This is a genomic window from Actinosynnema pretiosum, assembly GCF_024171695.1.
Classification (GTDB): domain Bacteria; phylum Actinomycetota; class Actinomycetes; order Mycobacteriales; family Pseudonocardiaceae; genus Actinosynnema; species Actinosynnema pretiosum.
The window spans coordinates 130,724-147,126 of the sequence record NZ_JAMTCF010000008.1 but is presented as its reverse complement, the minus strand read 5'-3'; the positions used below and the strand labels follow the sequence as shown (position 1 = coordinate 147,126).

At 72.5% G+C, this 16,403-nt stretch carries 17 protein-coding genes; 3 read left to right on the top strand and 14 right to left on the bottom strand.

Going from position 1 to position 16,403, the window contains the following annotated elements; all coding sequences use genetic code 11:
- Positions 1 to 48: 48 nt before the first annotated feature.
- From LV78_RS18060 to LV78_RS18015, 10 genes are all read right to left on the bottom strand, one after another.
- Positions 49 to 273, bottom strand: coding sequence for a hypothetical protein (locus LV78_RS18060; protein WP_253846429.1), 225 nt, complete (start codon positions 271 to 273; stop codon positions 49 to 51).
- A gap of 217 nt (positions 274 to 490) precedes the next feature.
- Positions 491 to 1,477 (bottom strand): aldo/keto reductase, encoded by a 987-nt coding sequence (locus LV78_RS18055; RefSeq protein ID WP_253846428.1) that lies wholly within the window; start codon positions 1,475 to 1,477, stop codon positions 491 to 493.
- Complete coding sequence (locus tag LV78_RS18050; RefSeq protein WP_253846427.1) at positions 1,444 to 2,475, bottom strand: lysylphosphatidylglycerol synthase domain-containing protein; 1,032 nt, start codon at positions 2,473 to 2,475, stop codon at positions 1,444 to 1,446. Before LV78_RS18050 ends, LV78_RS18055 begins: the two co-directional genes overlap by 34 nt.
- Positions 2,472 to 3,491, bottom strand: a complete 1,020-nt coding sequence (locus LV78_RS18045) for a glycosyltransferase family 2 protein (protein WP_253846426.1) — start codon at positions 3,489 to 3,491, stop codon at positions 2,472 to 2,474. The genes LV78_RS18050 and LV78_RS18045 overlap by 4 nt, the downstream gene beginning before the upstream one ends.
- A gap of 10 nt (positions 3,492 to 3,501) precedes the next feature.
- Positions 3,502 to 4,491: a UbiA prenyltransferase family protein gene (locus LV78_RS18040; protein ID WP_253846425.1), complete on the bottom strand. Its 990-nt coding sequence runs from the start codon at positions 4,489 to 4,491 to the stop codon at positions 3,502 to 3,504.
- Positions 4,488 to 5,624, bottom strand: coding sequence for a glycosyltransferase family 4 protein (locus tag LV78_RS18035; RefSeq protein WP_253846424.1), 1,137 nt, complete (start codon positions 5,622 to 5,624; stop codon positions 4,488 to 4,490). The genes LV78_RS18040 and LV78_RS18035 overlap by 4 nt, the downstream gene beginning before the upstream one ends.
- Positions 5,625 to 5,764: 140 nt before the next feature.
- Entirely contained in the window at positions 5,765 to 6,916 is a 1,152-nt protein-coding gene (locus tag LV78_RS18030) for an endonuclease/exonuclease/phosphatase family protein (protein WP_253846423.1), read from the bottom strand.
- A 94-nt stretch (positions 6,917 to 7,010) separates the two neighbouring features.
- Positions 7,011 to 8,093, bottom strand: coding sequence for an NAD-dependent epimerase/dehydratase family protein (locus LV78_RS18025; RefSeq protein WP_253846422.1), 1,083 nt, complete (start codon positions 8,091 to 8,093; stop codon positions 7,011 to 7,013).
- A complete protein-coding gene (locus tag LV78_RS18020; protein WP_253846421.1) occupies positions 8,090 to 9,520 on the bottom strand; it encodes an aspartate aminotransferase family protein in 1,431 nt (476 codons plus the stop codon). Before LV78_RS18020 ends, LV78_RS18025 begins: the two co-directional genes overlap by 4 nt.
- A 278-nt stretch (positions 9,521 to 9,798) precedes the next feature.
- Positions 9,799 to 10,854 carry a hypothetical protein gene (locus LV78_RS18015; protein ID WP_253846420.1) on the bottom strand — a complete coding sequence of 352 codons (1,056 nt, stop codon included), beginning with the start codon at positions 10,852 to 10,854 and terminating at the stop codon, positions 9,799 to 9,801.
- Positions 10,855 to 11,039: 185 nt separating this feature from the next.
- Here LV78_RS18015 and LV78_RS18010 point away from each other — a divergent pair, with 185 nt between their 5' ends.
- Positions 11,040 to 11,288 carry a hypothetical protein gene (locus LV78_RS18010; protein WP_253846419.1) on the top strand — a complete coding sequence of 83 codons (249 nt, stop codon included), beginning with the start codon at positions 11,040 to 11,042 and terminating at the stop codon, positions 11,286 to 11,288.
- A 45-nt stretch (positions 11,289 to 11,333) separates the two neighbouring features.
- Here the strand turns inward: LV78_RS18010 and LV78_RS18005 are convergent, their stop codons facing one another.
- Positions 11,334 to 12,407, bottom strand: a complete 1,074-nt coding sequence (locus LV78_RS18005) for an aspartate-semialdehyde dehydrogenase (protein WP_253846418.1) — start codon at positions 12,405 to 12,407, stop codon at positions 11,334 to 11,336.
- 162 nt (positions 12,408 to 12,569) lie between these two features.
- Positions 12,570 to 13,145, bottom strand: coding sequence for a TetR/AcrR family transcriptional regulator (locus LV78_RS18000; RefSeq protein ID WP_253846417.1), 576 nt, complete (start codon positions 13,143 to 13,145; stop codon positions 12,570 to 12,572).
- Positions 13,146 to 13,237: 92 nt separating this feature from the next.
- Between LV78_RS18000 and LV78_RS17995 the strand changes: the two genes are divergently transcribed.
- Positions 13,238 to 15,004, top strand: coding sequence for an ABC transporter ATP-binding protein (locus LV78_RS17995; protein ID WP_253846416.1), 1,767 nt, complete (start codon positions 13,238 to 13,240; stop codon positions 15,002 to 15,004).
- Positions 15,005 to 15,160: 156 nt separating this feature from the next.
- Here LV78_RS17995 and LV78_RS17990 read toward each other — a convergent pair whose 3' ends face one another.
- Positions 15,161 to 15,631, bottom strand: a complete 471-nt coding sequence (locus tag LV78_RS17990) for a very short patch repair endonuclease (RefSeq protein WP_253846415.1) — start codon at positions 15,629 to 15,631, stop codon at positions 15,161 to 15,163.
- 174 nt (positions 15,632 to 15,805) lie between these two features.
- Complete coding sequence (locus LV78_RS17985; RefSeq protein ID WP_253846414.1) at positions 15,806 to 16,138, bottom strand: hypothetical protein; 333 nt, start codon at positions 16,136 to 16,138, stop codon at positions 15,806 to 15,808.
- On the opposite strand from LV78_RS17985, the gene LV78_RS42020 reads away from it, so the two are divergent.
- Positions 16,068 to 16,289 (top strand): hypothetical protein, encoded by a 222-nt coding sequence (locus tag LV78_RS42020; RefSeq protein WP_372494959.1) that lies wholly within the window; start codon positions 16,068 to 16,070, stop codon positions 16,287 to 16,289. The two genes, LV78_RS17985 and LV78_RS42020, sit on opposite strands and share 71 nt — an antisense overlap.
- Positions 16,290 to 16,403 lie beyond the last annotated feature (114 nt).

Sequence of the window (16,403 nt, the reverse complement as noted above, 5' to 3'; positions counted from 1 at the left end):
CGCCCGGCACGGCCCCCTGCGACGACTTCCCCGAGACCACTCCCCTGGTCAGTCCCTGATGGACACCACGAGGTAGTGCCCGTCCGCCCTGGACTCGCACTCCGCGCCGTCCCGGTTGGGGTCGGGCGGGAGGTTGAGCAGCGCCTGGTGGCACTCGTCGGGGGTGGCGTACGGGCCGCCGACGGTGACCACGCTCGCGAGCGCGGTCCCCGGAGCGATCAGTGCGGCGGCGAGGCAGACAGCGGACGCGGTAGCAAGAGCACGCTTCTTCACGGGCAGTCCTCCACCTTTCGGTTCGCGCTGGTGACAACCGGCCATCACCGAGGAGTTACCCGGACCGGGACCGCCGTCAAACGCGCGGGCGCCCCGGCGGGCCGGAAACGCGGGCTCGAACACCATCCTCAGTGGACGGTCGACCGAGCGCCACCGGCGGTTCCCCCGCAGGGCACGGCGCTCGGCCCGCGGGCCGAGCGCCGTGCGCGCCCTCGGGTCAGAGCGCGCCCAGCGGGGCCTGCTCGTCCAGCGCCGCGCGCACCTCGGCGGGCAGCTCCAGCTCGATCCCGTCGAGCGCCTCGTCCAGCTGCGCCACGCTGCTCACGCCCAGCACCGGCATCACCGGCAGCCCGGCGCCCGCCATCCAGGCCAGGGACAGCTGGTTCGCGGTGACGCCCAGCCGCGCGGCCTGCTCGCGCAGGTGCGCCAGCCGCCGCTCGTTGGTCTCGTCGCGGTACTCCGGCGACAGCTCCTTGTCCGGCTTGGTCAGCGCGCCCTGCAGCAGCGGCGAGTAGCCCTGGAGCACGATGCCGTGCTCGCGGGCGTGCGCGACCATCTCCGCGCTGAGCGGGCGCTGCGGGCGGATGTCGAACGACGGGTCCGGCCACAGGTAGGAGTGCCGCACCTGGATCACCCGCGCCGGGGCGATGTCGGCCGAGGACGCGGCCAGCTCGGCGTTGCCGCGCAACGTCTCCGGGTCCGAGTTGCTCGCGCCGATCACGCCGACGCGGCCGTCGCGGACCAGCTCGGACAGCGCGCCCGCCGACTGCTCCAGCGGGGTCTTCGGGTCGTCGCCGTGGGTCAGGTAGACGTCGATGCGGTCGGTGCCCAGCCGCTCGGCGCTGAGCGCGAACTGCTTGTGGACCACGCTGGGGTCAAGGCCCTCGGCGGACTCCGGGAACGGGCCGTCGAGCGGGTCGGGCAGGCAGCCGACCTTGCTGGTGAGCAGCACCTCGTCGCGCGCGCCGGTGTCGGCGAGCCAGCGGCCGATCAGCAGCTCGGACTCCTCGCCGGTGCCGCCCGGCGCCCAGAACGCGTAGCAGTTGGCGGTGTCGACGACCTTGCCCCCGCGCTCGGCGTACCGGTCCAGGATGGCCCTGGAGGTGGCCTCGTCCACGGTGGTGCCGAAGTACATGGTGCCGAGCGCCACCCTGGTGCCGCGCAGTCGGGTTAAGACCTCGTCGCCGTAGGCGGTGGTGAGCATGGGACTTCCTCTCGTGGATCGTGAAGACGGGCCCCGTCGGGGCCGGGGGTGCGGCGGCGGGCGGTGACGCTACCGCAGGCGAAGGCGACCACGTCGGCGGCGGCGAGCACGAGCCTGCTGGCCGCCGCCGCCGCGACCGCCTCGGCCGGTGGCAGCAGCGTGGCGAGCGAGACGGCCAGCAGCGCCTCCCGCACGCCGATGCCGTCCGGGACCACCACGACCAGGCTCGCCACCGAGGTGGCCAGCGCGAACCCGCCGACGCACGGCAGCAGCGCCGCCACCGGGTCGGCGCCCAGCGCGACCACCAGCAGCCACAGGTGCAGGCCGGTGACCACCCAGGACACCGAGCACAGCCACACCGCGCGGCTCAGCACGTCCTGGGGCACCTCGACCAGCCGCTTGGCCAGCGCGGGCACCCGGCGCACCAGGCGCACCGCCACGGCCAGCACCCACGGCAGCACCAGCAGCGCCACCGCCGCCAGCGCCGCCGCGCCGAGCGCCGTCCAGCCGCCGTGGGCGTAGCGCAGCAGCGTGGGCAGGCCGAGCGCCGCGCCGGTGGCCAGCGACACGGCGGCGTACAGGCCGAAGGTGGCGGTGAAGTGGAAGACCGTGATGCCCGAGGAGGCGGCGAGCCTGGTCTGCAGGACGATCGACCACATCACGCCCGGCACGTACTTGCCCAGGCTGCCCGCCGCGAACAGCTTGACCGCGAACAGCCTGCCCAGCGGCCGGGACAGCGCCTGCAGCGGCTCGCGCCAGGACAGCGCGGTGAGCCACAGCCCGACCAGTGCGGCCAGGAGCGCGGGCAGCAGCCACGGGCCGAGCCTGCCGAGCGCGGCGCCCGCGGCCTCGCGGTCGGCGGCGAGCGAGCGGCCGAGGAACCCGGCGCACAGCAGCACGACCAGCGCGGTGGTGGCGCGGCGCACCCAGGTGCGGCGCAGGAAGGCGAGGGCGCGGGCCCGCCACAGCGGTGGGGCGGGCGTTGCGGTGGCGCTCACGTGCGCTCCCCGTTCGCGTAGAGCCTGCGGAACGACGGGGAGGTCGCCCAGCGGGCCGCGCCGACCAGCGCGGCGGCGCCGGTGGTGGCGTTCATCAGCAGGTGCAGCCCGGCCATCAGCGGGAACTGCCGCGCGCCCGCCGTGGCGCCGAGGAACTTGAGCAGCCGCCGCTCCTCCACCGCGAACAGCGCCGCGCCCGCGAGCGCGGTGACCGCACCGGCTGCGGGCCACAGCGCGGCGCCCGCCAGCCCGGCGAGCACCAGCCCGGTGCCCGCGACCGCGCCCGGCCGGTAGGCGGTGTCGGTGAGCTTGGGCCTGGCCCTCCCCCGGTCGGCGAACAGCGCGACCAGCGGCACCGACCGGCGGTACTGCTTGCCCAGCAGCACGCCGAGCCGGTCGTCGTCGTCGTGGCGGCCCAGGATCGTGGCGTCGATCCACACCGTGGAGATCTCGGACAGCCGGGCGCCGTACTCGACGTCCTCGGTGGCCCGCAGCCCGGTGTCGAGCGGTCCGGCCAGCTCGTAGGTCTCCCGGCGCATCGCGCCGAGCGAGAAGTTGCACAGCCGCGCCTCGCCGGAGCTGCGCACCCGCCAGAAGTGGCCGTGCAGCACCTTGTAGCGCTCCACCGGCCCGTCGTCGACCAGCGGCTCCTTGTCGTAGATGCCGCCGACGAAGCCGATCCTGCGGTCCGAGGCGAGCATCCGCACCGCCCGCTCCACGGCCTGCGGCGCGAGGGCGATGTCGGAGTCGAGGAAGAACAGGACCTCACCGGTGCTGCGCGCCACGCCGGTGTTGCGCGCCGCCGAGGGCCCCTCGTTGCCGGTGCGCACGAGCGTGCAGGGGAACTCGGCGGCGATGCGCGTGGAGTCGTCGGTGCTGCCGTCGTCCACGACCACGATCTCGATCTTCGGGTAGGTCTGGTCGAGGACGGCCTGGAGGCACTGGCGCAGCGTCTTGGCGTAGTTGTAGTTGGGGATGATGACGGAGACGGTCGGGGTGCTGGGTGTGGACGGCATCGGGTTCACCTCAGAACAACCGGCCAGCGGCCAGGAGCACCAGCCACAGCGCGGCGTTGATCAGCAGGGGCACGTCGCGCAGCACGTCCCGGCCCGGTTCGCCGCCGCTGCGGCCCACCGTGACCAGTTGCAGGTAGCGGGCCAGCGCGAACACGGCGAAGGGCAGGGTGAGGACGGCGAGCAGCGCGCCCTCGGGACGGCCCGCTTCCAGCAGGTGCAGGAAGTAGGTGATCAGCGTGGAGCCGACCAGCACCGCCATCAGCTGGTCCAGCAGCGGCACCGAGTAGCCCGCCAGCGCGGGGCGGGTGACGGCGGCGTCGCCCGCGCTGGCCACGGCGGCCAGCTCGTGCCTGCGCTTGCCCAGCGACAGCAGCAGGCACACGCAGTAGACGCAGGCGATGAGCGTCGGGCTGAACGGCGCGCCGACGGCCAGGCACCCGGCCGCCGCGCGCAGCACGAACCCGAAGGCCACCACGCTGATGTCGACCAGCGCGTGGTGCTTGAGCACCAGGCAGTACAGCAGGTTCAGCACCAGGTAGGCGGCCACGGACGCCCCGGCGAGCGGCGGCAGCACCACGACCGCGGCGCCGATCACCGCCAGGCAGAGCGCGCCCAGCAGCAGCGCCAGGGCCGGTCCGACCCGGCCGCTGGCGATCGGGCGGTTGCGCTTGGTGGGGTGCAGCCGGTCGCGCTCGCGGTCCAGCCAGTCGTTGAGCACGTAGACCGAGCTGGACGCGGCCACGAACGCGAGCAGCGCGGCGGGCAGCAGCCAGGGCTGCCGGGTGACCGAGGCCGGGTCGACCGCGAGCGGCGCGATCAGCACGAAGGCGTTCTTGACCCACTGGCGGGGCCGCAGCAGCGCGAGCCACGCGGGCATCCGCGACCGGCGCTTGACCGGCGGGTCGACCTTGGTGACGACGTGCACCGCCGCCTCGGGCAGGGGCAGGTCCGGGCCGCCGACGCGGTAGGGCGTGAGCGCGGGAACGGGAGTCGTGGTCATGACCGCGCCCCGTTCAGGACGGCCCGGTAGGCCTCCTCGTGCGCGTCGAGGAAGGTCTCCCCGCCGAACAGCTTGATCGCCGCCTCCTGGCCGACCTGCCGGTCCTCCGGTGGCAGCGCGGCCATCTCCAGCAGCGCCTCGCGCAGCCCGTCCGGGTCGCGCGGCTCGACCAGGCGGCCGAAGCCGGTGGCCTGCACCGGGTGGTTGGCGCCGGGAAGGTTCGTGGTGACCGACGGCTTGCCCGCCATCATCGCCTCCACCTGCACGATGCCGAAGGACTCGGAGATCGAGGGCAGCGCGAACACGTCGATGGAGGCGTAGAAGTCGCGCACCCGGTCGCCGCGCAGCAGCCCGGTGAAGCGGATGCGGGAGTCGGTCCCGGCCTCGGCGCGCAGCTGCTCGATGTTGCTGCCGCCCGCGACGGTCGTGTAGTCGCCCGCGATCAGCAGCCGGGCGTCCGGGTCGTCGATGCCCCGGAACGCGCGGATCAGGTACTCGATGCCCTTGTCGACGGTGATGCGGCCCATGAAGCCGATGTGCAGACCGTCGCCGTCGCGCAGGTTCGGGTCGCCGCCGCTGCGGTCCACGCACGGGGACGGGATCGGGCGCAGCGGGCGGCGCTTGATCACCGGCCAGATGCGCGAGTCGCGGGCCTGGTCCTCGGTGTTGGTGATGACCAGGTCGGCCTGGCGGATGGCGACCGCGCAGGAGGTGTCGACCGCGCGCATCCCGAACCGGTTGATCGGGCTGTCCGGCAGGAAGGTGTCGATGTGGTAGGTCACCACCATCGGGGTCTTGCGGCGCAGCGCGGCGACGAACGCGGCCTCGGGGTTGGGCAGGTGCACGTGGAGCAGGTCGGAGCGGGCCGCCAGGCGCGAGGCGAGCAGCGGCAGGTGCGGGGCGATGAAACCCCGGCTGATGTGGGCCATGACCGGGGCGCGGAAGACGTGCACGCCGTTGATGACCTCGTGGGACGGCAGCGAGCGGTCGTGCCTGGCGCAGACGACGGCGACCTTCCAGCCGCGTCCGGCGAGGCCCTCGGCGGTGAGCCGGGCGGCCTCGGTGAGGCCGGAGATGTAGGGCGCGTAGTAGTCCAGCATCACCGTGACGTCGAACCTGTCGGGCATCCGCATGGTGGAGATCCCTCTCGGTGGCGCGGCGGGCGCGGTCTGCGCCCGTGCGGTGCGGGGTGGTCTGGTGGTTCTCGGGGCGTGCTTCAGCGGCGCGGGTCCTCGATCGCGGAGGGGACTCGCGTGGTGTTCCGGGGGGTGGGTCAGCCCGCGTCGCGGACGACGAGGGTGAACTCCTGGACCGCGTGGTCGGAGAAGCCGGGGCTGGCGGTGAACCGGTAGTCCGGGACGGAGGCCCCGCCGGTGGTGAACAGCCAGTCCAGGCGCCACACGCGGGGGACCGGGTAGTCGGCCAGTGGCCAGGAGAAGGCGGGCAGCGGGCCGTCGCCGGGCGAGTGCGTGGTCGCGCCGTCGAGACCGAGCAGGCTCCCCATCCAGGGCGAGTTGAAGTCGCCCGCCACGACGGAGGTGTTCGGGTTGGCCGCGAGGTCGGCGCGCAGCTCGTCCAGCTCGCGGGTGCGCCAGTCGTGCTGCTTGGCCAGGAAGTTCCAGAACCGGCTGCCCAGCGGGTTGTCGCCGACCCGGAACGGGACCGGGAAGTGGGCGTTGTAGACCGACAGCACCCGGTCGCCGACGCGCAGGTCGGTGCGCTGCGCCTTGCGGCCCTGCCAGTACCAGGCGTCGTCGGTGGCGGGCACGTCCCTGGCGTGCGTGGCGACGACGGGCAGCCGGGTCAGGGTGAGCAGCTCGCCCTCCACCACGGCCTGGTAGCCGGGGAACTCGGCGCGCAGCCGGTCCAGGTGGTCGATCAGGACCGGGCCCTCGCCCTCCCAGTGCAGGTACTCCTGCAGGAGGTAGACGTCGGCGTCCTTCTCCCGCAGGAACGCGTAGAACGCCTCGGGGTCGTCGGCCATCTCCCAGTAGTCGCTGTTCCAGGAGACGACGGAGATCCGCGCGTCGCCGGGTCCGGCGGGTCCGGTGTCACCGCGCCAGCCGGGGCCGACGCCCGCGAGATAGCCGCCGACGAGCAGCAGGGCGAGCAGCAGCGGGGTGAGGCGGCGGCGGACCGGGCGGGCCAGCGGCACGACGGCCAGCAGCAGCGCGGGGACGGCGACCAGCGCCACCGGTGGCACGGCCTCCAGGAGGAACCACACCCACCAGCGGCCGGTCAGGGCGACGTGCAGGGCCAGGAAGGCGGTCCACGCGGCGGTGGCGGCGACGACCAGCCGGGTGCCCAGGCACCAGCGCGGTCGGGTGTTCGGCGTTTCGGCGTTCGGGTTCTCGGTGTTCGGCTTCTCGGCGTCAGGGGGGTCGGTGGACGGCCTCGGGACGACGGCCGGATCGGTGGTGGACATGCCTCGTGTCGCTTCCTGTGGGCACGACGGGGTGAGGTGGCCGGCGCCGATGACGGCCACCTCCAGGGGGACTGCGCGGAAGGGGGTGGAGCGATCAGAAGAAGACCTTGGCCAGCGACAGCGCGCCCTGCTTCCAGGGCTCCTGGCTGGTGCGGCCGGTCGCGCCGGACGCGGCCCTGGCGCCCGCCGAGGCGCGCGCGCCGCGCCACCAGGCGTAGGTCTGGAGGATCGCGTCCTGGTTGGACATCTTCGGGGTGAAGCCGAGCCGCTCGCGGATCTTGTCGACGCTGACGTAGGAGTCGGCGAGCAGCTTGAACAGCAGGCGCCCGTAGACCGGGGACATGCCGGTGCGCTCCAGGGCGCTGAGCACCGCGACCGCCGGGCGGCCGGGGACGGACCGGACGCGCTTGCCGTGCCCGGCGGCGTCCAGCACGGCCTGGAAGTCCTCGCGGAGCGTGCCGAACCGGGCGGCGCCGACGTTGAACGTGTCGTTGACGCGGTCGGCGGGCGCGGTGAGCACGGTCTGCACCGCGTCCACCAGGTCGGACAGCGCGAGCATCTGGATGCGCACGTCGCCCCGGCCGAGCACGGGGAAGTTCCGGCCCTCCTCGGCCCACTGGTAGAGCATGTCGAACAGCCCCATCCGGCCGGGCCCGAGGAAGGTCTTGGGCCGCAGCACCGGCAGCAGCATCCCGCCCGCCCGGTACCGGTCGGCGACGACCTCGGCCTCGGCCTTGGCGCCGCTGTAGGTGTCCACCGGCTCGCGCGGGTGGTCCTCGGTCGTGGGCACGATCTTGGGCAGCCCGTAGACCGCCGTGGACGACACGTGCAGCACGCGCGGGACGCGGGCGACGCGGGCGGCTTCGAGCACCGTCGTGGTGCCCTCCACCACGATCGAGCGGATGTCGGCCGCCGGGTAGCTGGGCAGCGCGGAGGCGCAGTGCACCAGGGCGTCGGCGCCCGCGACGGCCCGCGCCACGGCGGCCTGGTCGCGGATGTCGCCGGTGAACGGCACCAGCCCCGGCGCGGGCTCGATCGGCCGCAGGTCGAAGGCGCGCACCTCCACGCCCTGCTCGCGCAGCCTGCTCACCAGCTGCGAGCCGAGCACCCCGGCCGCGCCGGTGACCGCGATCCTGGCGGGCAGCTGCCCGTTGCCCGCGCCTTCAACCGGAGTCACCACAGCGAGCTCACCCTCTCCTTGACGAAACGGCCGACGAGCTTGGTCATGCCCTGGTCGAGCACGGCCTCGAACGCGTCGAGGAAGCGCTCGCACTCCTCCACCCCCGCCACCAGCGGCGGCGCGACGATCATCGGGCTGCGGCCGTTGAGGGTGTTGTAGGTGTAGATGTCGTGCTCGCGGTAGAGCGCGTCGATGACCGCCGCCGTGATGATCTTGGTGCGGATCAGCGGGTCCTTCGCGGGTCCACTCACCGGCAGCTTGCCCACCAGGTCGAGCACCTTCGGCCCGCCGGACAGGAAGACCCCGTGCAGCGCGCCGGAACCGGCCACCTCGGAGATGAGGTCGGGGTAGGTCTTCTGGATGCGCTCCAGCCCCGGCCGCAGCACCCCCTCGATGACCCGCGCCCGTGCCGGGAAGTCCTCGTCCACGGCCACCGAGATCGCTTCGAGCGCGGTCGCCGCCTCCTCGCCGAACCCGTAGTAGGTGGTCGAGGTGGACTGCATCATCGCGTCGGTCATGTTGTCGTAGACCTTGCGGAACAGCGGTTCCCGCGCGATGTAGGCGGAGATGGAGGACTTGCCGCCGCCGAACGACTTGGACGTGGTCACCACGTCCGGGACCAGGCCCTCGTAGCGGGTGAAGTAGAACAGGCTGCCGGTCTTGCCCCAGCCGGTGTAGATCTCGTCGAAGATCAGCACGATGTCCTCGGCGGTGCACAGCTCCCGCAGCCCGCGCAGGAACTCCTCCGAGCACCACCGGATCGTGGAGGCGCTGAACGGTTCGATCAGCAGCGCGTACACGTCGCTGCGCCCGTTGGCGTCGCGCGCCTCGGCCAGCGCCTGGCGGACCGAGTCGAGGTCGCCGTAGGAGAAGGTGCGGATGCCGGGGATGGTGGGGAACGCGAAGTGGTTCTGGGTGCTGCCGGTCAGGCCGCCGGAGCCGAGCAGCTTGCCGTGGAAGCTGATGTCCGAGCGCAGGATCGTGTTGCGCTTGCCCTGGTGGTACTTGTAGGCGAGCTTGACCGCGCCCTCGACCGCCTCGGCGCCGGAGTTCGGCAGGAACGACCGGTTCAGGTCGCCCGGCAGCAGCTGCGCCAGGTTGTGGCCGAGCGCGGCGAGGTAGGGCGAGAAGTAGGTCTTGTGCACCTCCATCCGCTGCTTCTCCTGGAAGCGGCGGCGGGCCTCCAGGATGCGGGGGTGGTTGTGCCCGTGGTTGAGCACGCCGACGCCACCGGTGAAGTCGAGGATGCGGCGCCCGCTCTTCGTCCACAGGTAGGCGCCCTCGGCCCGCTCGACCAGCTCCCGGCCGAAGCCGAAGGAGGTCATCAGCCGGACCTGGCTCTTGTTGATGTACCGGCGGTGGAGGTCGTGGACCGCGTCCACGTCCAGCCGCTCCGCCTCCTCCAGACCGATCAGGTCTGCCATCGCTGCTGCTCCTCTGCGCGGGATTGGCGCCCCGCACCGGTGGCCCGGTGCGGGGCGCCCGGCGTGTGGGAACGCTCCCAGAGGGGAGCGGTCCACCGCCTCGGCGATCTCGTGCAGCCAAGTTCGCACGGCGCTGGAGCACCGGTCGAGGGATTGCGGATGTCAGCAGGCGGACCGGCCGGAAGTGGACAGCGGCTACGGTCAGTCGCGATTCAGTTGTCCAGCAGCGGAAAAACCCTTACTGACCAGGGCTTTTGATTCACCCCGGTGACCTTGGGTCACGAGTGGAGCGATCTCACGTCCGCGACCTCGGCCACGTCCGCCGCCTCGCGCCGACCCACCAGCAACCCGGCCTGGAAGCGGCTGTCCGCCCCCAGCTCCTCCATGAGGGTGGAGATGTACCGGCGGCAGGTGCGGGTGGCCATGCCGAGGCGGCGCGCGATGACCTCGTCCTTGAGGCCCATGCCCATCAACCGCAGGATCGACGCCTTCAGGTCCGCGCCGGGCCCGTGGCCGTCCTCCTCCGCCGCCGCGTCCGGACCGGGGAACGGCCTGCCGACCTGCCAGGCCGCCTCGAAGGAGCGGCACAGGTAGGCCACCAGCGTCGGGTCGGTGACCACCGCGGCCCCCGGCGCCTCCTGCCCGCGCCGCTCCTTGGGCACGAACGCGATCCGGCGGTCGTAGATGATCAGCCGCTCGGACAGCTCCTCGGCGGTGCGCACCTCCCCGCCCGCGTCGTCGACCCGCTTGGCGTACGCCCAGGTGGCCATGCTGGCGCGGGCCGTGTGCTGGTAGAGCGTGCGGATGCGCACGCCCCGGCGCAGCAGCTCCTGGGTGTGCACGAGGTCGGCCTGGAGCAGGTGCGCGGCCCGCCCCCCGCCCGGTTGCAGCGCCATCCGCTCCTGCGTGCAGCGGTGCCTGGCCAGGTCGAGCTCGCGCCGCACGTCCGCCGCGCTGTCCAGCACGCGGATCGGGACGTTCTCGCCGGTGTCGCGCTCGGTGGAGCGGTAGACGGTGGTCAGCGAGCGCAGCTGGCGGTGGATGCGGGCGACCTGGCCGCGCTGGCGGGAGATGGAGATCTCCAGCGCGGAGACGAGTTCCGCCTCGACGATCTCCGGGTCCAGCGGGGCCGCGGGGCACCCGTCGGGGGCGTCGCTGAGGAGTCTGAGCTCCTGCAGGCGCTTGCGGGCCTCGACCACCTTCCGGGGTTCGACGTCGAGCTTCTCGGAGATCTCCTCGTCGACGAAGGCGCCCGCGCGCACCGCGGCCTGGTAGGCGTCGACGACGACGTCGTCCAGCAGAGGGCGTTCGTCCGATAACGGTGATTCGTCCAATAACGGTTGCTCGTCCAACGGTCCTGCTCTCCCTTGGGCGCGGCAGCCACGTCATCCGGTTTCCACTAGTGGCCACGCCACCATAGGACACCGATGAGGCTCGAAGTTGAGCGTGATTGCTGACAACCTTCGGGACGACCTGGGCAATTCCGCCCGAGCAGCACACGGGAATCACTGGAGTCGGGATGACGCACCTTCGGCACCGGCCGTTCCGCGAGCAGGCCGGGTTCGTCCGCGCGGCGGTGGACCGCGCGCTGAGGTCGGGCAGGTGGGCCCTGGGGTTGGGCGGACGGGTTCCGGCGCCGTTCGGGCGGGGCTGGGCCCCCGTCGACCGGGACGCGCGGAACGACGACGGGTGGGACAGCGCACTGCTGCCCCACCCGATGTCCTCGTACCGCTCGACGCTGCTGTTCCGCCCGGCGTCACCGCGCTGACCGGGCGCTCCCCCGGCCGACGAAGCCCAGGAGGAGCGCTACCTGTCAGGCCGTGCGCCCGGACCGCCCCCGCTCGGCGACGGACAGGGCGAGGCTCGCGACGTTCAGGGCGTTGAGCGCCCCGGCCGCCCGGAGGCTGTCGAACGTGATCCACAACCACACCGCGCGCGGGTCGTGCGGCGTGACCCGGACCCGCCCCACGTGCAGCACGTCCGGATCCGCGGCGGTGAGCGGCGTGGGCCCGGACGCCTCGAGCTGCTCGGCGTCGTACACCCGCACGCGCGGCAGCGAACCGAGCAACGCCACCAGGTCCGCCCGAGACACCGGCGACTCGGCCTCGACGAGCACGGCGGCGGAGTCGCTGCTGACCACCGGCACGTGCACGCAGGTGGCCGTGATGTTGAGCCACGGCAACCCGAGCACCCGCCGCGTCTCCCCGACCAGCCGCTGCTCCTCGGTGGTGAACCGGTTGTGCAGCACTCCCCCGACGGCGGGCACCACGTTGAAGGCAAGCGGAAAGGGCGTGCTGTGCGCGGGAAGCTCGGCATCCGGGTCCTGCAGCGCCAACTCCGCGCCCTCCAACAACTCCTCGACCCCTTGCCGCCCAAGATGCGTGGCGGCCTGGTAGGTGCTGGCGACCACCTGGCGGACCCCGTAGGTCTCCTGCACCCGGTGCAGCAGCCGGGTGAGCGCCGTGGCCATCGGACTGGGACTGGCGACGAGCCCGTCACCCAACGGCCTCTCCAGCAAGTGCCCGTTGACCTCGGGCACGACCAGCGGAACCCCGAGATCCCGGTGGAGCGCCCCGCTGAGGTCGATCGCGAGCGCGCCCGCCGACCGAGCCGCGTCGGCCCACTTCAAGCTGATGTCCCGATCGGCGCAGAGGAACACCACGTCCCCCTCAGCGAGCGCCACATCATCGGCGGAGGCGTGGCGAACCGGGTGCAGCACCCCGTCCACGACGACCCGCCGCCCGGTGGAGCGGGGCGAGGCGCACAGCACCAGCTCGCGGTGCGGGAACCGCTTCTCGACGACCAGCTCCAGCAGGGCGGAGCCAAGCGCCCCGGTAGCCCCGACCACGACCAGGCGAGGCGGTAAGGCGGCAGCGGAAATCACCATAGGGTTCTCTTCTCGATCCGTCGTCCCCCGACGTGACCCCGCCCCGACCGCGGCCACTTCACTGTCAATTCCGCCATACAACCGCCGAGCGGAAGCCGGGAGAAGCCGAACCCGTTGTCCGGAACTGGACAGACCAGCACCTGACACCGGTTCCGGGCGCGGTCAGCGCTTCCGAACCCCGTCCTCGAACACCCGGACGACGGCCGCAGCGACCCCGTGCCGGGGCAGCACCCCCCGGCTGGCCGCGTCGCACCCGCTGTAGACCAGCGCCCAGAGCACGTCGTGGACCCACTCGACGCCGGCCTCGGGGTCGAACACGCCTTCGCGCTGCCCGCGCGCGATCAGGTCGTGCACGCCCTGCGTGACGGGGTTGGGCGCCCGCTCGTCCACGTCGACGCCGTCGAGCACGCGGCTGTCGCCGTGCAGGAACAGCAGCAGGTCCCCGGTCTGCACGAGCCCCTCGACGAGCCTGCGCATCGCGTCGAGCGGCGCCCCGTCACCGATCGCGGCGTCCTCGACGGCCCGCTGGATCACCAGGTACGCCTCGGCGACGGCCTCGCCGATCAGCTCGTCCCGGTCGGCGAAGTACCGGTGCAGGGTGCTCCGGCCGACGTCGGCGGCCTTCGCGATGTGGGCGAGGGTCGCGGCGCGGTCCTTGGCCAGCACCCGCGCGGCTGCGGCGAGGATCGCGCGTCGCGTTCGGGCTCGCGTGCCGGATTCCGCAGCGTGGTCCCCCATGCCCGAACCCTAGCAGAACAACACCCACTCTAAGACTCACACGTGCTAACTTGAGTCATCGATGTCTTACTTTCAGAGAAGGAAGTCCCTTCATGGCCTCGCTCCCCTCACCTGACGAGTTATCACCCCTGCGGACGCTGTGGTCGTTCGCCCGCCCGCACCGGGCGGCGCTGGCGGTCGCGCTCGCGTGCACCGCCGGGGCCACGTCCACGGTGCTGGCGACCCCGCTGGCCACCAAGTCGATCCTGGACGGCCTGACGACCGGTTCGACGCCGCGCGACGCGGTCCTGGTCCTGATCGGTCTGCTGGTGCTGGGCTCGGCGCTCGGCTTCGCCCGCTCGCTCCTGCTGGGCCGGGTGTCGGAGCGGATCGTGCTGGAGGCCCGCACCCGGATGGTCCGCAAGCTGCCGAGGGCCACCGTGGGCGCGTTGAGCCGGTTGTCGCCGGGCGAGCTGGTCACCAGGGTCACCTCGGACACCGTGCTGCTGCGCGAGGCGGCGGCGGGCACCGCGCTGGAGTTCCTGGGCGCGACGGTGACGATCGTCGGCTCGCTGCTGCTGATGGCCGGCTTGGACCGGGTGCTGCTCGTGGTCGTGGTCGGCGTGCTGCTGGCCATCGCCGTGCTGATGAGCCTGCCGATGCGCCCGCTGGCGGCGGCCGAGACGGAGGCCCAGGCGGCGATCGGCAGGCTGGGAGGTGCGCTGGAGGGCGCGATGCGCGCGATCCGCACCGTCAAGGCCAGCCGCGCCGAGGACCGCGAGAGCGAGCGGATCCTGTCCGAGGCGGGGGAATCAGCGCGCCAGCGGATCCGCGCGGTCCGGGTCGAAGCGCTCTCCTGGACGCTGGCGGGCGCCGCGTTCCACGGCGCGATCCTGATCATCCTGTCGGTGGGTGCGTGGCGCGTGGGCGCGGGCGCGATGCCGGTGTCGAGCCTGATCGCTTTCCTGCTCTACGCGTTCCTCGTGGTCGATCCGGTGCAGAAGCTCACCCAGAGCCTCACCCTGCTCCAGTCCGGCCTGGTGGCGGCAGCCCGCATCAAGGAGGTCGCGGACCTGCCGCAGGAGGAGCAGCCCTCCACCACCCCTCCACCCCCCACGTCACCCGACAGCCCTCAGGTCCTGTCGCTGCGCGCCGTGACCGCGCGCTACGACTCCGACGCCCCGGTCCTGAACGACGTGAGCGTCGACATCCCCCGACGCGGCCACACCGCCCTGGTGGGCCCGTCAGGGGCGGGCAAGACCACGGTGTTCTCGCTGCTGCTGCGCTTCGCGGAGCCCGCAGGGGGCGAGCTGACCCTGGACGGGGTGCCGCTGGACCGGTTCCCCCTGCCGGTCCTGCGGAAGCGGATCGCGTACGTGGAGCAGGACACCCCGCTGGTGCCGGGCACGCTGCGGGAGAACCTGGCGTACACCCACCCCGACGCCGACGAGGCCGCCCTGTGGACCGCGCTCCGCGCCGTGCACCTGGATTCCAGGGCCCGCGCCCTGCCCAGGGGCCTGGACACCCCGTTGTCCGGTGCGGTGCTCTCAGGCGGTGAGCGCCAGCGCGTGGCCCTGGCCCGCGCGCTGGTCCGCACCCCGGAGATCCTGCTGCTGGACGAGGCGACCGCGCAACTGGACGGCCTGACCGAGGCGGCGATCCAAGACGCCCTCGCGGAAGTGGCCCGCCAGGGCGCGGTGATCACCATCGCGCACCGGCTGTCCACAGTGCTCGAAGCGGACCTGATCATCCTGCTGGACGGGGGATCGCTGCGCGCCGCGGGAACCCACACGACCTTGCTGGAAAGCGACGCCCTGTACCGGGACCTGGTGGCCGCGCTGAGAATCGCGACCACCCCCACCCGGGTCGCGCGGAGCTGAGCACCCCGCCACCCGACCGCTCCCGACGAACCCGGACCAGATCCGCGCCGTCGTCGCCGGCCAGGCAGACGAGCCGGTCGAACACCTCCCCCAGCTCGTCCCCCGGCAGCGCCGGACGAAGGGCGTGGCGCGCACAGGCACCTCGCAGGTCCGCCCTCAGGCGCCAGCACGCCTCCCCCGCACCACCGGCCTCCTCCCGGCGTCGAGCAGGTGGACCCGCGCCGCGACGTCCAGCGGGTCCTCGTGTTCCCACGCGCGGACGACCAACCACCCGGCTGCGGTGAGCTGCGCATCGGTATCGCGGTCCCTCAGCACGACACCCCGCAGCTTCACCCTCCACCAGTCGCGATTCGCGCGTGGGAGCACGCCGTGCTCGGGGCACGAGTGCCAGAAGCACCCGTCGACGAAGAGCGCGATCCGCGCACCCCGGAGCAGGACGTCGACGCGCCGCCTGCGGTTCGCGCCCGGAGGAGAGCGGTCGACCACGAACCTCAGGCCGCGCCGGTGGAGCGCGCTGCGCACCGCCAGCTCCGGACGCGTGCCGGTCCGGCGCATCCTGCGCATGACCTTGGCCGTGGCCGGACTCGTCGCAGGCGGTGCCGGACCGGGATCCACGTACCTGTACACGCGCACAGCTTGTCAAGGAAGTCCGACACCGCCGTCCCGCACGGCCAGAGCGGCGAACAGGTACGACCAGCAGAACATCATTACGAATAACTTTCACAAATTTGTGCCACCAAAGCCAAGAGTCGCAAAATTGCGGGACAGCGACATGAAATTCCGCACACATTCCATCCGAACTCAAGGGGGTGGACGATTGCCGCGCTCCAGGAACTCCGAGAACTGGAACGGCTCGACCGCGCTGGCGCAGAACTCCTCTGCAGCCTCATGCACGAGGAGTCCCGAAGGTTCCCGACGCGCTCGAAGACCGGCGACTGGACTCATGATGAACTGGAAGAACTGGTCCAGGACTTCCAGGGGCGCGTCCTGTGGATCTTTCATGACCGTGCGCTGATGATGGCGCGTGGTCGGACGTGGTGAGCTGACGGACAAGGCCTGGGCGATGATCGTGCCGTTGCCGCCCGCGCAGAGTGGTCGACGTGGTGGTCGGTGGCGCAGCCACCGGCAGGTCATCGACGCGGTCCTGCGGAAGGAACGCACCGACGCCCCGTGGCGTGACCTGCTGGAACGCTACGGACGGAGAGCGCCTCGGACGCTCCCGCGCAGGACTGACGACCAAGCTCCACCTGGCCGTCGACAGCGCGGTTCCGGGTCGGGCGAGTGATCGACGCGGCCATCCTCGTCCCGCGCCCCATCGAGACCCGCCGCCGACCACGATGAAAAAGGCTCACCGCACCGGTCAGCACCGCTCCCCTTCACCCCCCTATCGCTACTTTGC